Origin of the sequence: Pseudomonas sp. GM60, from assembly GCF_000282415.1 — a bacterium.
Classification (GTDB): Bacteria; Pseudomonadota; Gammaproteobacteria; order Pseudomonadales; family Pseudomonadaceae; genus Aquipseudomonas; species Aquipseudomonas migulae.
The window spans coordinates 17,598-31,595 of record NZ_AKJI01000105.1 but is presented as its reverse complement, the minus strand read 5'-3'; the positions used below and the strand labels follow the sequence as shown (position 1 = coordinate 31,595).

Genomic DNA, 13,998 nt, shown 5'->3' with positions numbered 1-13,998 from the left:
GGAGTTCGCCTATGTCCGAAGTTGAAGTAAAGAAAACGCAAGAAAGCCTGCAGGACCGCCTCGCTCAAGTGATTGAGCTGTTGCAGCGTCAGCGGGTGGTCGAAGACCTGACTCATCGCCAGGAAGGTCCGCATCACGACCGGGTTGAAAACCTGGTTCACCGGCAAAACCTCGTCGAGCTGCAACGCAAGCTCGATGACCTGCACTCCGCCGACGTTGCCTACATCCTTGAAGCCTTGCCGCTGGACGATCGTCTGACGCTCTGGCAATTGGTCAAGGCTGACCGCGACGGCGACATCCTGCTCGAAGTGTCCGACTCGGTACGTGAAACCCTGATCGCCGACATGGACGATCACGAGCTCCTGGCGGCGGCCAAGGACATGGATGCCGACGAACTGGCTGACCTGGCCTCCGAGCTGCCGCGAGACGTCGTCCACGAGCTGATGGAAACCCTTGATGGCCAGCAGCGTGAGCGCGTTCGCTCCGCGTTGTCCTATGACGAGGAGCAGGTCGGTGCGCTGATGGACTTCGAGATGGTGACGATCCGTGAGGACGTCAGTCTCGAGGTGGTGTTGCGCTACCTGCGCCGACTCAAGGAGCTACCGGGTCACACCGACAAACTGTTCGTGGTCGATTACGACGGCGTGCTCAAGGGCGTGCTGCCGATCAAGCGTTTGCTGGTCAACGACCCGGAAAAACAAGTATCGGAAGTGATGGCCAGCGACCCGGTGAGTTTTCACCCGGACGAAGACGCCTACGATGCTGCACAAGCGTTCGAACGTTACGACTTGATCTCGGCCCCGGTGGTCGACAAGAACGGCAAACTGATCGGCCGTCTGACCATCGATGAAATGGTCGACCTGATTCGTGAAGAGAGCGAAAACGAAGTTCTCAACATGGCGGGTCTGCGTGAAGAGGAAGATATTTTCGCGTCAGTCTGGAAATCTCTGCGCAACCGCTGGGCCTGGCTGGCAATCAACCTGATCACCGCCTTTATTGCCTCTCGCGTGATCGGATTGTTCGAAGGTTCGATCGAGAAGCTGGTGGCGCTCGCGGCCTTGATGCCGATCGTGGCGGGCATCGGTGGTAACTCGGGTAACCAGACCATCACCATGATCGTTCGCGCCATGGCGCTGGACCAGGTGAGTACCGGCAATACCTCGCGTCTGATGCGCAAGGAGCTGGCCGTCGGTTTGATCAACGGTTTGGTGTGGGGTGGGGTGATTGGTGCGGTGGCCTACCTGCTTTACGGCAGTTGGTCCCTCGGCGTGGTGATGACCGCTGCCATGACGCTCAACCTGTTGCTCGCGGCGTTGATGGGGGTGTTGATCCCCATGACCCTGGCGAAGATGGGTCGCGATCCGGCGATGGGCGCCAGCGTGATGATTACGGCCATGACCGACAGCGGTGGTTTCTTCATCTTCCTCGGGCTGGCGACTATTTTCCTGCTCTGATCCCCACGCAGAACAAAACCCGCCATCCGGCGTAGAACTGTAGGAGCGAGCCTGCTCGCGATGGACTCAAGAACGACGCGTTTTTCCAGTATTAACGCATCATCGTTTACGTCCATCGCGAGCAGGCTCGCTCCTACAGGTTTCCGGGTGGCGGGTTTTTTTGTGCCTGAATTTCAGGCAAAAAAAAGCCAGCGATTAAGCTGGCTTGAGTGTTCGGATGAATCAGGAGGCGTCTGCGGCCATTTCGGCGTCGTGGGCAATCAGCGAAACGAGTGCGTTCTGCTGACGGTGGGAGAGTTGGCGGAAGCGCTGCAGCAGTTCGCGTTCGTGCAGTGACAGCTCCGGGCTGTCCAGTCGCATGCTCAACTCTTCACCCAGTGCGCCTTCCTGAATGAGACTCTGCTCAAGGCGCGCAATGATTTCGGAGTTCATGCTGCGATGATGATTGCGAGCCACCTCGGCAATGCGTTCACGCATTCCGTCTGGCAGACGTACGACGAACTTGTCAGCCGTACGGCTGGAATAAATTGCCTGTTTCAATGGGCGCATATATTTAACCGGTTAGTTCAGGGGAGCGGTTCTCGGGATTGGCCGCGCGATGTCTGATAGGACAAGGACTCTGGCCAAATGTTCAACCTGAATTGATAGAGGCTCGCATCATGCCTCAAAGAAGCCAGATCATTGGCGTCAATTCTGTGACAAATATTGAACTGGATAAAGGCGTTATGCCAGCACCAATTATCAGAAATGCGGACTGGTTTGAAAAGACTACCCATGTCCGTATCGCTGGCCGCGTCCTATTGCACGACAGGAGATGTCCTGGGACACCTGAAGGTGCATGCTGTGCGGATTTCGATCACGATTCCTTACTTCGTACAGAATAGTGGCAATTGGCCGATTTACTAGTGGCAACCACGACATGGGGGGCTAATTCAGGATGGATGGCAGACTGATTTACCTGATGGGGCCTTCCGGATCCGGCAAGGACAGTCTCATCGAGGCTGCTCGCGAGCCTTTGCAGGCAATCAACTGCGAAGTGGTGCGTCGGGTCATTACGCGTTCAGCCGAATCCGTGGGCGAGGATGCCATCGGTGTTTCCCGTGAAGAGTTCGCGCGCCGCAAAGAAGAGGGCGACTTTGCGCTGTGCTGGCATGCCAATGGCCTGGATTACGGCATTCCCATCGTGATCGATCAATGGCTCAAGGAGGGCAGGGATGTCCTGATCAACGGCTCCCGCGGGCACTTGGCCCAGGCGTTACGCCGCTATCCGGCGCTGGTGCCGATTCTGTTGACGGTCAGGGAGGACGTGCTGCGAGAGCGCTTGTTGCGGCGCGGGCGTGAAAGTCTGGCGGAGATTGAGGCGAGATTGCGCAGAAATGAACTGTTCACGGCGGACGCCTCAGTCGGTGAGACGCTTATCCACCAACTCGACAATTCAGGCGAACTTTCGGACACAGTGGCCGGCCTGTTGAAGCTGATACAAGTCAGCGCAACACCGGATCAAACTTGATCTTGCGCCCAGCGACCAGCGCCAGCACAAACAACGCACTGAAAACGCCGCAGGCAATCAACGGCAGAGTGACGATTGCGTCCTCTACCAGTGATAAATGAAGAATGCCGCTGAGCAGGGCGAGGACGAAAAATCCTGCGGCTGATTTGGACATGCTGTGCTCCTGATGGGTTGTTCAAAATGCCAGGCGTTCTGAAGACTGCGCTGGCAGCAGGACATTTTCCTGGCTCACTTCTTGACCGACAAAACCCTGTTGATTACCCAACACCGCCAATTGAGGTGCCTTCTGTACCTGGAGGTAATGAGGCATTCGTTGGGCAACCGGCTCGGCACCGCTCTGCGGGGCAAAATGAAAACCCAAAAAAATCGCCAGAGCGATCGCGTTCGAGAGTAAAAGGGCGCGGTTCATGAGGGCTGACCTCCGTTGTTCTTTGAGAACAGCTGAAGCAGCCGACGTGCCAAGAGTCTAGCGGCTATTAAATCCTTTAAAAACAAAGAATTAAGATAATCGTGCAAGGTGGTCTCATTGCAATTTGCAATGATGGCTTTTTGCGGTGATGCAATTTGCACGGTTAACAAATCCCGTGCTGTAGAGGGGAGTCTGCCTACACTTAAAAAGCCTACGGACGACATGACAAAATCAGACCCGCCCGTTAACATGCACGCCGTCCATCGCATCGCATTTCTCGCGTGCGACTTGTGTCTCAGTAGCTCAATTGGATAGAGCATCCCCCTCCTAAGGGGAAGGTTGGCAGTTCGAACCTGCCCTGGGACACCATATAATTCAAGGCTTTCAGCGATTTTATGCTTTTCCGCCGTAACCCCGTGGGTGCAGGGCGGGTGCATCAGGAAATGCTCCAAGCAGTAAAAAGCCCCGCATAGGATCACCTAGTGGGGCTTTTTTATGTCGGTCGAAGGCGCTCGCCACGTACTGATCCTGAGCGCGGTTTGAGCAAGCGACTCCCTAATTTCATGCTCGCTGTCCTTACTGCCGTGGCGTCTGATAATGAAAAGTGCAGGGGCTGATAGAGGTAATCGCTCAGATTTCACGTAGCGACGCGCTCTCTTTTTCCGTACTGAAACTGAAATGACTTCGATATTCGCTGCTGTCGCTTCTATCCCTGCGCAGCAGGCCCACCATCACGAAGTGATGTGTAGTGGGTTACACATTGCCGCCTTCAGTTTTGTTCAAACTGGGGGTTGCATTGGGTGATGCTCCAAGCGCTTAACTGACTGATAAGGCAGTTAAAAGCGACGGAGAAGCGCTATGGCTTACGCAATCATCAGGGCGAAGAAACTCAAAACCATGGGAGCGGTGTCGAGGTCGGCACAGCACACGTTCAGGATGCAGCCCACCCCGAATGCAGATCCTATACTCACAGGGCGAAACCGGACGGTGGGGGCCAAAGGATCGGAGCAGATACTCGCTGCCCTGGTGCGCACGTTGCCGACGAAAAGACGTAAGGATGCGGTGCTCGCGATTGAGTACCTGGTCACCGCGTCCCCTGAAGCTTTCAAGCGTCACGGTGGACGTCTGGATGACATGGGGGACGGTTACTTTGCCGATGCGTTGAAGTGGCTGAAGACGCGCCACGGTGCAGCGAATGTCCTCAGTGCGACCATCCACCTGGATGAGTCAACGCCGCATATGGTCGTTTACGTTGTGCCTATGACAGCAGACAGGAGGCCGTCGTGCCGCGACTTCCTTGGCGGGCCTGAGAAGCTCAGAGCGATGCAAACCAGCTTCCATGCCAAGGTTGGTGCGCAACGTGGGCTGGAGCGTGGCGTGGAGGGTTCGAAGGCAAAACATGAGGCCGTGTCAGCATTCTACTCGACCATGACCGCAGCAGGCGAAGCTCCGGTGCTGAAGCCTCGCGACTATGCAGCCGCGGCTGTCGGTATGAAGACAGAAGCCTGGCTGCGAGCCGAAGCCGTGGCCAGCGCCAATGCCCTGGGCGCAGCTCGTCACGCACGTTCAAAACAGGCAGTGCTTTCACGTGCGCGGGCTGTGAAAAAAGCAGCGTCCCTGGTGGAAGATCGGCAGAGAGAAATAGAACGGCGGGAGCACCGGTTGCGCAGCAGAGAAGTGGATCTGGATCGGCGCTCCAGGAGCATTGACGACCTGGTGAGCCAGGCCAGTGAGGCGGAGCAAAAAGCGGTGGTGCTCGCCGCTGAAAAGTTCGACTTGGAGCATCGTCTAAAAATGCTTGAAAGCAGCCTGTGCAGAGGCAAAGTCTGGGCACGAGGGGAACACAATGATCCGGAGTTCACGCTTGGCTGAGTGCACCACCTGATCTCTAGCGTTGAAAATGACAAACACTGCACTAGGCTGGGGCGTTTAGATGTGGGAAGTGATATCAGGATGACAACCACGGACTATTAGTCAGCAGTCCAGAGCCCGCCTAGCGCGGGCTTTTAAATGGTGCCAGGTATGACGCGTTGCGCGTAAGCACAATCGGTTTGATGTGATTTTACGAAGAGCAACTAAAATTAATCATCATCTCCATCTGAGAAAATGGCATGCGACGATAAGGCGTTTCCTAGTAAGGAACTGGTAAGAATATTTTTTGTTCCAAAGGTTCGTGCGGCACTTCCTAACTTATTTCGTTCAATAACGCTGCCGATTTTGGCAAAGTCTAGAGCTGTAGGGATTTTGAAATTTTTTGTGGATAGGTGCGGCGTGCTGCGGCTTGGTAGTAAATCATTGATTTCCGATTGAAGTTTTCCGATAATTTTTTGCGATTCTTTGTCGCTGTTTGCTTTCAGTTCTTTCAGTTCTATCAGTTGTTTGTTGATGCTGTCGAGCGAGTCATTTTGAGACTTGATTATTTCTTGCGCTTGCTTGGCTTCTGTATCTGTTTCGAGTTTTGATTGGATTAAGTCCATGAGGAATGAGCCCATATCATCGGCGCTTCCAGCTAGACCATTAAATAAATCTAAGAAGTAGGCGACTAGAGGGTCGTCTGAGAAGTCCGGATATTTAACGCGGTGGTCAATTTCGCTCCAGCCTTCTTGGAATATTGTTCTTACTTGCAGTTCTGCTGTGAGTACCGATTTTTCCGGTTGAAGATGAATAATGTAGTGAATTGAACGGTATCCGTTGCTATGTGTCACAGAACGGACATCATCCATTTCAGCTATAGCATTTAACACGGCATCACCCATTCTGCTATAGACAATAACTTCAGAAGGATCCCATGTGGCACGTACAGCATTGTCGATCGCGATACATTCACTTTTGAGTAGATGTAGTACCCGAACACCTATTAGGTCGGTCACGACCGATAGATAATTGTCACTACTCACCGTTAGCCATTTTTCAGCGGCCTTGGGGTCGGTTTTTTTACGATAAATTTTCTTCAGTAAGCTAAAGCTGTCTTTGATTCGCCATCGTACCGAATGGACACTTGGAAAATCTCTGATTCGAGATGAAATGAGTTCTGCCGCACTGCGCAGTGATTTTTGCTGCTCGTTATAGTGCGTTTCAATAGCCTTCAAATCTTCCCAGTTGATCTTTGAGTTTAGCCATTGCTCATCTGAAATATTAGCCCGCCGACGAAAATCTTCTTCTGTTAGTCCCGTTACCATTAAGGTGCTCCTTCGGATGTCTTGCTCTGTTTAGGCGGTTTCGGGAATGTACCACTGACCGGCTTCAGCACACAGCCCCATGTCCCCACCGACCGGTGCTTACCTCAACGAAAATCGTCCGGTTAAGAAAAAATGAGCTGAAAAAGCACTTATCCCCCTCCCGCCGACGCACTCTGTGTGATTTTTTTGTGCAAATCTGAAAGTAGTGCAATCCGGGGTCTAGCCCAGGCTGGCTGCGGGCTTTGGCAGGCGATTGGTTTTTTCATTTTGTGCAAAGTTTTTCAGTGAAATGCAAACACCTTGCACAAGCATAGGGCGCTTCCTGACTACGTTTCGATTCACAAAACCCAATGGCAATAAGGGTGCGGCGGTGTTTTCTTAAAGTGAGTGGGCTGATTTTTTTGGTAGGCGTTTTTATGAACCGAGAGTGAAGGAAAGGCATGCGCGCCATACGGAGTAGGGGTTTCAGCTAGATTGGCAAGGTTTTGTCGATTTCATTTCATTACATGGGAAGTGCTGGGATGGCGCTGTCAAAGCTCCAACATTCTTGCCTTCAGGAAGAAATCGAAAACGCACACAGGCATGTGCTCGCAACGTATGGAGAAGGATATCGACGGAAGCTCTAAGAGTCCCAGTTCACAAGGATAACCATAAAAAAGTGCTGTTTTTGGCAGCTCCCGGGATCGGCGAAGTCTTGCAGGCGGGGTGGTACTTGGAGAGGGTAAAGTGAGGCCGCTTACACGGCCTTCGTTGGGCTCCACTCGGTAGGATTTTCCTGCCAAGAAATGATTGCTGACTCACGCCATCCGACGCGCCCTGGTGAGATTCGTACAGATCTGGGGAAGTGCCCTGTTTTCATAAGTCGCCATAGGGTGGTTCGAGAAAGGGAGGTGGCATCCAGCACATCCCTTTCCCGCATGAAACGATCCAGTTTATTCAAGTTGGGCTCCTATGATCTGAGCCTATGCGACACTCCTAAATTGGAATGGCTGCTAAGTCTCAGGCCGCGGAGTTTGCACGCAGAAGTTTCCGAAGCGCAACGTGGGTATCTACTACTATTTCCTTCTGTACCGCAGGTGGCATAGTTGCCAGTGTTGGTGCTAGTGCTTCCTTCTCCGCTCCATCAAATAACTTTTCAATTTCTTTTCCGAAGGTGACCCAGGTGAGTTCTTGGGTTTTTGTTTGTCGTTCGCGCATGCTATTGCAGCGAGCAAGCAATCCATCATGCTCGTCAAGGCTTTTGAGGAACAAAGCACGAGACAAAGTGAACAGCTCCAACAGAATATCCAGCGTCCCCTCTTGCTTCAGCGCCCTTGCCAAAAGCGCTTGATGATACTCTTTGTTGATTGTACTCGGAACGCCTACCAGCTTTATGCGTGCTTCTGCTACTTGAATAACCAATTTGTTGTGGATGTCTGTTCTGGCTTCAGCGATGAGACGTAAATCCTGAGCTTCCTTTCTAAGCTTGGCACTGCGTTCAATTTCTTCATTGATTTTACTTTGATCGATGGTGGCTGATTTGGCCATCGCATTCCAGGAGGCATCAGTGCGGTCGGCTTGGCTTTCAAGTTCAGAGGCTTTCTTCTTTAGTCGTTGGTCTTCTTGCGTTACCTCGGTGAGCTGCTTTTGAAGAGCAATATAAGCGGTTTTGTTTGCCTCGAAGCAAGCTAGTCGCTCCTGTAGCTCTGGATTCAGGTTGTCTCGTTCAATAGTAGTGAGTTGCATGTTGTTGTTCCTTGATTGCTTGGTTTTGATGATTGTTAATTGATTTGTTTTGGTCTGGTTGAAAGCATGTGTCATGCTGTATTTACATGTTAATTTTAACACAATACAATTGTATATCTGACAAAGTTGGGTGGGGTTGATGAGGATTAATTGTCGAGAGTGCAAGGGGAAAGCATTGATTTCAGAGGTTGAGGATGTGTCTTTAGAGCTGAAGAGGCTCTATTGTTTATGTTTGAATCCTAGGTGTGCTTATTCTTTTGTTATGAGCTTTAGTTTTTCTCACAGCCTTAAGCCTTCTGCAAAGGAGGAGAATGGTTTTTTGCTTGATCGCCTTCGAGAATTACCCAGTCACAAGAAACTTCAAATACTTGAGCAGTTGGATATGTTGACATGAGCAGGGTCGTGCCAGGTGTTCTGACCTTTCAAGATCTTCAGCACATCACGGGATATCAAAGGCGTTCGGATGTTGAGCGAACACTAATAGATCAGGGTGTGCACATATTTCGTGGTCGTGCTGGCCCTTGGACAACTCTTGATCTAATTAATCAGGCGGGTGGCTTAAATCCGGCCAGCGATGAAAAATATGCGCCTGACATCCTGTGATGCGAGCAGGGGGGAACTAAAGGCATCGCAAGGTAGTGGATTTTTCATTCAAGGTCAGTCAACGAGACTATTGGTCGTCGAACAACCAGTCTTTCTGACCCGCTAGTTCGGCCACTTGAACGCACATTGGCGCGATCTGTCGGAGAAGGCCCTTAGCAATGTGGAGCTGCTCGCGAAGCTTGCGGTTGTCGTCTCTCATATCGGCAATTTGCTCGGATTGCCGGATCATCAATTCGATACCAGCAATGAATGCCTGGCTACCCGTGGCTTTTCCTGTCATGGCTTTGGCTTGCAGGATCAAAAAGGGCGATGGGTTTCGGATGGTGAGCACCTTTTTCTGTTCTTTCATTGCATCTTTCCTTGCTAGCAGTTTTTGACCTGGTGCGCCGATCGAGCTCGAAAAGTGATAGCAATTTTTCGACGCTGAAGGGCGGAAAGCTGCTCGCCAAGTGGCGATGCGTTCACTGGCTTTGGCGTGCCTGAATGTCCGCCGCTTGGATAGCTATTTTTTCTAGATCAACTTTTCGATATTCCATCAACAAAAATCTCACATCCCCACCTTTACCGTGTCTGATTTCGAAAACTGCAGGGATTCAAGGTTTCGAGGGGAAACCCTTATAAACCGGGGCTTACAGACCATCGATTCAATCCCTGTGTTTTTTTCGAGGGAATGTAGATGCAGTCAATACCCTTATTAAACAGAGGTGTGTTCCCTTATTCCCTATCCTCTAGGCTATTAAGGGAACCCTGTAAGCCACGGATTTATTGGTTCCTTCCCTCATTCCCTGTATTCCCTTTAAAAAACACTGTTCCCGGCAGTCGTCATGCCTTGAGCAGATTGACAGCTGCGCGCGCCTTCGCTCTAAGGTTTCAAGGGAAGCGGTTCACTACGACAACTGAGGGCGACCGCCTGGCGTGCAGACTTGTTCACTGGCCTGCGCCTTCATGATCAAGTTTTACGGGATCAATCACATAAAAACGCGACTTTCCTCCGCCTGGCATGACATAGCTTTTGTTACTACGTTTCTGGCCTGCCTCAATGTCCACCTTGGCGAGCGCGTCCGCGCCCTGGAGCGCACGAACAATCCTTTTCAGGTTGAAACCGATAGCGGCCTCTGCCAGACCTGGATTGTTAAACAGGTACAGGCGCGCCCCGCATTCGACTTCGTAGTAACCGGCTCGGTTATGCACAGTAGTGGTGCCAGAGTGGCGCAACTCGGAAAAACGACTGTCGCCGTGCAAGTCAATGAAGTTAGCGATGCCGCGCAGGATTTGGCGATCCTCTGCGTTACCGTCTCCCATTGTTGAAAGCCATTCATTGAACAACAGGCGACAGGCTTTAGTAGCTGTACCTTCGGGCCAGTTTATTAGCTTGCGACGAATTGCCAGTTCACCGGCTAGCGCCATAATTGCAAAGCGATCCGCGACGCGGCCAGCCTGTGAGCTTTCTGTACCAAAGGCCTGCCGCTCGTGACGGAAGGCGCTGTGCAGATCCTCAGGTTGTTTAATCAGGGATTCGACGAATGCTGGGCCTACATGGCCGTAGTTCTGAGCAACGGCATCGTTGAGCGTCCGGTGGAACTCTTGTCCGGTCATACCGTGAACTTCATCAAAGGCACGGTGTGTGCGATTTCCTGCATTCACATCCACCATTCGGAGCTCGGCACCGGCGTGCGCATTGCTTCCCCCGATGGCAGCGTGGTCTGACAATGAACGCTCGCCGCTGGAAAGCGCCAGTACGCGCCATGTCAATTTGGCACGGCCTTCCCGTTCACGGGTCATGGTGCCTTTGCCCGTGCCATTGGCGATTGCATATGCCATTTCCTGCACGCGCTTAGGATCCGCTCGCTTAATTTCGTCCAGGATCAAGACAGTGTCGTTGCGTGACGCCGCTTCAATCTCGACGCCGCCTTTCGATACGTCCCATGACGCCGCGAAATTGCCTGGATTTCCCCACACAGATGCGGCCAATAGCTGCGCGAGCGATTTGCCACTCGACGAATCCCCTACCAGGTGCACACCGCCCCCATTCACCCCCACCTTGGCGAGCAGAGGCCCTGCCAAGGCGCAGCAGACCGACAGGATCAATACCGGGTTGCCCAGGCAGCGTGTGGCTATCTCGGTTTGCCAGCCGTTGATAGATCCCTTGCAGGTGAAGATATTTGCTGCCTTGCCAGAATCTTGGAAGCGCACGTTATCGCCGCCAATAACGCGAGAGGGCAGTACAAACGCTCCAGACTCATGCCAACCCGGTTTGGTGGTGGTGGCGATCACCAAATTTGGCGATTGGTGGCTAGCCAGGTATGGAACGATCTGGCGACGCTGATGGTGTTCTATGACCAAACCCCGCCCCAACAGAACCTTCATGACTTCATCACCTTTACCGGCCAGCGCCTCCATGGGCATAACCCACTCGATGCGTCTTCCCCGGTGACTGAAAGAAAGCAGTCGCCCAATGGTGCCGTCCTCTGAATTAACGGTTTCAGCTTCTACGGTCAACGGCGTGCAGATCCAATGATCCACTGGTATGGCCTTTTCCTCCGGCCCGCTTTGCTTCAACCCGTGATACCAGGTGCCTGCCTTGTATGTCTTGCCCTCGATGGTGCGAGGGTGCTCGTAGACGGCATAACGTGGTCGTTCCAGTTTTTCAGGTGCTGGAGCGACAGGTTCGCCAACAAGGCTCAGGGGGGACGCTTTCTCGTGAATGCTCATACCTTGCGGCTCCTTTTGGATTGTCCTGTAAGCCACAGGCACAGGTCGTTGAAATCGGATAGGTCGGACGGGGCATCGCCGGGCCATTCGGGGAAAACCACACGAGCATTGGTTGCTCGGGCTGCTTGGTTGGCAGCGCGCTTTCCCGGATTGCCAATTGTTTTGCGGTCGTCATCACCGGCAATCACCAGATCCAGCGTTGCGCCGTAGCGCTCGCGCATTGCCACGGCCACGGATTTGAGGTTGCCCGCGTTCATTGCACAGACCACCGGACTACCGGTGTTTTTATGCAGCGTTGCGCCAGTGGCCCAGCCTTCGCAGACATACAGGCGGCAGCCTTCGGAGAACTTGCCCAGGGGCGAATAGCAACCCTGGACTCGGCCACCCGTCAAAAAGCGTTTACCGCCGTCCGGCATGATGATTTGCAGGTTGACCAGGCGCCCGTCATCGCAGAGCGGAACCAGCAGACGGCCCTGTCCTAACTGGCGCAATAGATACGGCTGTACACCTTTGGCGAGCAAGTAGGTGTGCAGTGGGTCGGCGGGCTTCGCCATTTTCCAGAGCTGCGAGGCTTGGTTGGCAGCCGCAAGTTTTTTCTTCTCCTGGAGCTGCTGTATGCGCAGAGCGGATGCCGTGCGCTCCAGTTCGGCCTGCCACCGACGTTCCTGGAGCTGCTGAGCATCGGCAGTCGTGAGGTTGAACAGGCCCAGGCGCAGACGTTCGTCAATCTCCTTGGCTGCCTCCATTTGCCGGCAACCATTGAGGTAGGCCAACAGGGACACCAGGTCACCTCCGTGCGCGCTGTCGTCGGCAAAATCATTCCACCGGCCAGAGTCGAGTGACACGCCGAAGGAACCGGCTTTCTGATCCCCACGAGCAATGTTGGGTGCCACCCATTCGCGGCCTTTGCGTGTGCCTCCAGGCAGCCATTCAGGCAGCAGCGTTTCGGCGGCGCTCAGGGCGTGCAGGGCTGTTTGGCGTATCAGATCAAGCGGGCTGAGACTGCTCATTGCACACCTCCACACGTCACAGCGACTGGCACAAAATTCCCGTGTTCGTTCAGGGTGTAAGGTTGGTTGGGCTTCAAACCGTTTTCGCCGATGTACCCGATCTTGGTGCGGCACCGACGTGCCTGTCCGTCGTAGTACCGGATACGGATTTCCCCTTTGTCACCTGCAGAAGCAATGCCTCCGAGCCCCGTGTTCGCGACGCCTCGATCCCCAACTGAGGCGGTACCAACATCTCCGGCAGTAGCCGTCCCGCTGACACCTGCCGAGGCCTCCCCAAAGCTCCGTGCAGAGGCGGTGCCCTTGAATCCAGCGAAGGCCTTGCCCCACAGTCCGGCCGTGGCTGTACCGTAAGTACCGGCGCTCGCTGTGCCTCTATCCCCTGCGATGGCAATACCACCCTGGCCGACCAGCGCCGCCCCGTCGCTTCCCGATATAGCGACTCCTGAATCTCCTGCCTTGGCACGCTGAAAGTCTCCAACTTGGCAGTAGTCTGGAAGAGCTACCTGGCCACTGTCCCTGGCACTGGAGTTGTCCTGGTGCTGATCATCAACGGCTTTTTTCAGGCAAGCAGATCCCGTCAGCGCATCGCTGCGCTCTTCAAAGTTCTTCATTTCGATTCTTCCGTAAAGATGGGAGGAGGGTCACATGGCTCGTATGCCTGCTACCCATCCGTGAGGGCTCACATCAAGGGTGGCCAGTCGTCACGCTACTTTCTTGAGCGCCTCGCTACGGGCAATTTGGCGCGATGTTGTCGCAACCAGCTAATCACCTCTGCTGCAAACCACCTTTTCGCCGCTTTCACTCCAGTAGCGCAGGGCTGTACGCTCGTCGGGAAGTCGGGCTGAACAACAACCCTGCGCTCAACGGTGTAGGTGGATAGCTTCAAGTAAGCAGCGATGTCCTGCGCTGTCCACAGCTCGTCTTCAGCCGCTACAGCTGGACGTTGCAACTGCCGAATCAGTTCTTGGATCGAGCTGAGCAGATCTACCAGAGTGGGTGGCAAGTCACCTGACATGGTTTTCCCCTTTTGATTGGCCATTCTGCGACGGCGACTCATAAACCACGGACTGAATGACCCGCGAAACGTCCTCCCCAAGCCCTTCTAAAAAAGAGGCGATCATTTGGGGGGTATAAGTGGTGGGCCGCTGCACTTCGTCGAAGAGGATTTGTAGCAACTGGATGGAATCCTGGGCCCGTTTCAGCTTGTGAAATTCGTCTTCGGAAAGGCTGTAGGGGCGGTTCATTTATTGATCCCCACGCGCCAAGCGCCGATGTTGCGGAGAGCTTCGAGATCGATCAGGAACGTGGTCGATGCCAGCGTTAGCTGGCCAAGCGATTGGCCGGCGCGATCAAACAGGCATATGGTGATTTTCATGCTGATGCTCCTTGAGTAATC

Annotated in this window: 18 protein-coding genes and 1 tRNA gene; 6 read left to right on the top strand and 13 right to left on the bottom strand. The window is 53.5% G+C overall.

What is annotated here, in order from left to right; all coding sequences use genetic code 11:
- The first annotated feature begins 11 nt into the window (after positions 1-11).
- Positions 12-1,454, top strand: a complete 1,443-nt coding sequence (mgtE, locus tag PMI32_RS05910; RefSeq protein ID WP_008033095.1) for a magnesium transporter — start codon at positions 12-14, stop codon at positions 1,452-1,454.
- Positions 1,455-1,676: 222 nt separating this feature from the next.
- On the opposite strand, the gene PMI32_RS05915 is transcribed toward mgtE, so the two are convergent.
- Positions 1,677-2,003: an Arc family DNA-binding protein gene (locus PMI32_RS05915; protein ID WP_003178899.1), complete on the bottom strand. Its 327-nt coding sequence runs from the start codon at positions 2,001-2,003 to the stop codon at positions 1,677-1,679.
- A gap of 388 nt (positions 2,004-2,391) precedes the next feature.
- On the opposite strand from PMI32_RS05915, the gene phnN reads away from it, so the two are divergent.
- Positions 2,392-2,964 carry a phosphonate metabolism protein/1,5-bisphosphokinase (PRPP-forming) PhnN gene (gene phnN, locus PMI32_RS05920; protein WP_008033093.1) on the top strand — a complete coding sequence of 191 codons (573 nt, stop codon included), beginning with the start codon at positions 2,392-2,394 and terminating at the stop codon, positions 2,962-2,964.
- On the opposite strand, the gene PMI32_RS05925 is transcribed toward phnN, so the two are convergent.
- Together PMI32_RS05925 and PMI32_RS05930 are read right to left on the bottom strand one after the other, a co-directional pair.
- On the bottom strand, positions 2,939-3,118 hold the full coding sequence (locus tag PMI32_RS05925; RefSeq protein WP_008033091.1) for a PA3371 family protein: 180 nt from the start codon (positions 3,116-3,118) through the stop codon (positions 2,939-2,941). The genes phnN and PMI32_RS05925 overlap by 26 nt on opposite strands.
- A gap of 21 nt (positions 3,119-3,139) precedes the next feature.
- Positions 3,140-3,373, bottom strand: coding sequence for a hypothetical protein (locus PMI32_RS05930; RefSeq protein ID WP_008033088.1), 234 nt, complete (start codon positions 3,371-3,373; stop codon positions 3,140-3,142).
- Between the two features lie 292 nt (positions 3,374-3,665).
- Here PMI32_RS05930 and PMI32_RS05935 point away from each other — a divergent pair.
- Positions 3,666-3,742: transfer RNA gene (locus tag PMI32_RS05935), tRNA-Arg, on the top strand.
- 489 nt (positions 3,743-4,231) lie between these two features.
- Positions 4,232-5,245, top strand: coding sequence for a MobV family relaxase (gene mobV / locus PMI32_RS29410; RefSeq protein WP_008033087.1), 1,014 nt, complete (start codon positions 4,232-4,234; stop codon positions 5,243-5,245).
- 209 nt (positions 5,246-5,454) lie between these two features.
- Here the strand turns inward: mobV and PMI32_RS0129145 are convergent, their stop codons facing one another.
- The 3 genes from PMI32_RS0129145 to PMI32_RS05940 all read right to left on the bottom strand — a co-directional run bounded on the left by PMI32_RS0129145 (position 5,455) and on the right by PMI32_RS05940 (position 8,277).
- Positions 5,455-6,552 (bottom strand): RelA/SpoT domain-containing protein, encoded by a 1,098-nt coding sequence (locus tag PMI32_RS0129145; protein WP_008033085.1) that lies wholly within the window; start codon positions 6,550-6,552, stop codon positions 5,455-5,457.
- A 736-nt stretch (positions 6,553-7,288) separates the two neighbouring features.
- Entirely contained in the window at positions 7,289-7,471 is a 183-nt protein-coding gene (locus tag PMI32_RS30015) for a helix-turn-helix transcriptional regulator (RefSeq protein WP_081501793.1), read from the bottom strand.
- Positions 7,472-7,551: 80 nt separating this feature from the next.
- Entirely contained in the window at positions 7,552-8,277 is a 726-nt protein-coding gene (locus tag PMI32_RS05940) for a hypothetical protein (RefSeq protein WP_008033084.1), read from the bottom strand.
- Between the two features lie 139 nt (positions 8,278-8,416).
- Here PMI32_RS05940 and PMI32_RS30010 point away from each other — a divergent pair, with 139 nt between their 5' ends.
- Both PMI32_RS30010 and PMI32_RS30005 read left to right on the top strand, forming a co-directional pair.
- On the top strand, positions 8,417-8,671 hold the full coding sequence (locus PMI32_RS30010; protein WP_081501792.1) for an ogr/Delta-like zinc finger family protein: 255 nt from the start codon (positions 8,417-8,419) through the stop codon (positions 8,669-8,671).
- Complete coding sequence (locus PMI32_RS30005) at positions 8,668-8,880, top strand: hypothetical protein (protein WP_081501791.1); 213 nt, start codon at positions 8,668-8,670, stop codon at positions 8,878-8,880. The genes PMI32_RS30010 and PMI32_RS30005 overlap by 4 nt, the downstream gene beginning before the upstream one ends.
- Positions 8,881-8,947: 67 nt before the next feature.
- On the opposite strand, the gene PMI32_RS05945 is transcribed toward PMI32_RS30005, so the two are convergent.
- The 7 genes from PMI32_RS05945 to PMI32_RS30915 all read right to left on the bottom strand — a co-directional run bounded on the left by PMI32_RS05945 (position 8,948) and on the right by PMI32_RS30915 (position 13,977).
- A complete protein-coding gene (locus PMI32_RS05945) occupies positions 8,948-9,229 on the bottom strand; it encodes a hypothetical protein (protein WP_008033083.1) in 282 nt (93 codons plus the stop codon).
- A 578-nt stretch (positions 9,230-9,807) separates the two neighbouring features.
- A complete protein-coding gene (locus tag PMI32_RS05950; RefSeq protein WP_008033082.1) occupies positions 9,808-11,592 on the bottom strand; it encodes a DUF927 domain-containing protein in 1,785 nt (594 codons plus the stop codon).
- On the bottom strand, positions 11,589-12,602 hold the full coding sequence (locus tag PMI32_RS05955) for a toprim domain-containing protein (protein WP_008033081.1): 1,014 nt from the start codon (positions 12,600-12,602) through the stop codon (positions 11,589-11,591). The genes PMI32_RS05950 and PMI32_RS05955 overlap by 4 nt, the downstream gene beginning before the upstream one ends.
- Positions 12,599-13,213, bottom strand: coding sequence for a hypothetical protein (locus tag PMI32_RS05960; protein ID WP_008033079.1), 615 nt, complete (start codon positions 13,211-13,213; stop codon positions 12,599-12,601). The genes PMI32_RS05955 and PMI32_RS05960 overlap by 4 nt, the downstream gene beginning before the upstream one ends.
- A gap of 95 nt (positions 13,214-13,308) precedes the next feature.
- Positions 13,309-13,617, bottom strand: a complete 309-nt coding sequence (locus PMI32_RS31170) for a hypothetical protein (RefSeq protein WP_032829079.1) — start codon at positions 13,615-13,617, stop codon at positions 13,309-13,311.
- Complete coding sequence (locus tag PMI32_RS0129135) at positions 13,607-13,846, bottom strand: hypothetical protein (RefSeq protein WP_008033077.1); 240 nt, start codon at positions 13,844-13,846, stop codon at positions 13,607-13,609. The genes PMI32_RS31170 and PMI32_RS0129135 overlap by 11 nt, the downstream gene beginning before the upstream one ends.
- On the bottom strand, positions 13,843-13,977 hold the full coding sequence (locus tag PMI32_RS30915; RefSeq protein ID WP_008033076.1) for a hypothetical protein: 135 nt from the start codon (positions 13,975-13,977) through the stop codon (positions 13,843-13,845). The genes PMI32_RS0129135 and PMI32_RS30915 overlap by 4 nt, the downstream gene beginning before the upstream one ends.
- Positions 13,978-13,998 lie beyond the last annotated feature (21 nt).

Coding starts and splice junctions, on each gene's coding strand:
- mgtE (WP_008033095.1), top strand. CDS start 12: ATGTCCGAAGTTGAAGTAAAGAAAACGCAAGAAAGCCTGCAGGACCGC.
- PMI32_RS05915 (WP_003178899.1), bottom strand. CDS start 2,003: ATGCGCCCATTGAAACAGGCAATTTATTCCAGCCGTACGGCTGACAAG.
- phnN (WP_008033093.1), top strand. CDS start 2,392: ATGGATGGCAGACTGATTTACCTGATGGGGCCTTCCGGATCCGGCAAG.
- PMI32_RS05925 (WP_008033091.1), bottom strand. CDS start 3,118: ATGTCCAAATCAGCCGCAGGATTTTTCGTCCTCGCCCTGCTCAGCGGC.
- PMI32_RS05930 (WP_008033088.1), bottom strand. CDS start 3,373: ATGAACCGCGCCCTTTTACTCTCGAACGCGATCGCTCTGGCGATTTTT.
- mobV (WP_008033087.1), top strand. CDS start 4,232: ATGGCTTACGCAATCATCAGGGCGAAGAAACTCAAAACCATGGGAGCG.
- PMI32_RS0129145 (WP_008033085.1), bottom strand. CDS start 6,552: ATGGTAACGGGACTAACAGAAGAAGATTTTCGTCGGCGGGCTAATATT.
- PMI32_RS30015 (WP_081501793.1), bottom strand. CDS start 7,471: ATGCGGGAAAGGGATGTGCTGGATGCCACCTCCCTTTCTCGAACCACC.
- PMI32_RS05940 (WP_008033084.1), bottom strand. CDS start 8,277: ATGCAACTCACTACTATTGAACGAGACAACCTGAATCCAGAGCTACAG.
- PMI32_RS30010 (WP_081501792.1), top strand. CDS start 8,417: ATGAGGATTAATTGTCGAGAGTGCAAGGGGAAAGCATTGATTTCAGAG.
- PMI32_RS30005 (WP_081501791.1), top strand. CDS start 8,668: ATGAGCAGGGTCGTGCCAGGTGTTCTGACCTTTCAAGATCTTCAGCAC.
- PMI32_RS05945 (WP_008033083.1), bottom strand. CDS start 9,229: ATGAAAGAACAGAAAAAGGTGCTCACCATCCGAAACCCATCGCCCTTT.
- PMI32_RS05950 (WP_008033082.1), bottom strand. CDS start 11,592: ATGAGCATTCACGAGAAAGCGTCCCCCCTGAGCCTTGTTGGCGAACCT.
- PMI32_RS05955 (WP_008033081.1), bottom strand. CDS start 12,602: ATGAGCAGTCTCAGCCCGCTTGATCTGATACGCCAAACAGCCCTGCAC.
- PMI32_RS05960 (WP_008033079.1), bottom strand. CDS start 13,213: ATGAAGAACTTTGAAGAGCGCAGCGATGCGCTGACGGGATCTGCTTGC.
- PMI32_RS31170 (WP_032829079.1), bottom strand. CDS start 13,617: ATGTCAGGTGACTTGCCACCCACTCTGGTAGATCTGCTCAGCTCGATC.
- PMI32_RS0129135 (WP_008033077.1), bottom strand. CDS start 13,846: ATGAACCGCCCCTACAGCCTTTCCGAAGACGAATTTCACAAGCTGAAA.
- PMI32_RS30915 (WP_008033076.1), bottom strand. CDS start 13,977: ATGAAAATCACCATATGCCTGTTTGATCGCGCCGGCCAATCGCTTGGC.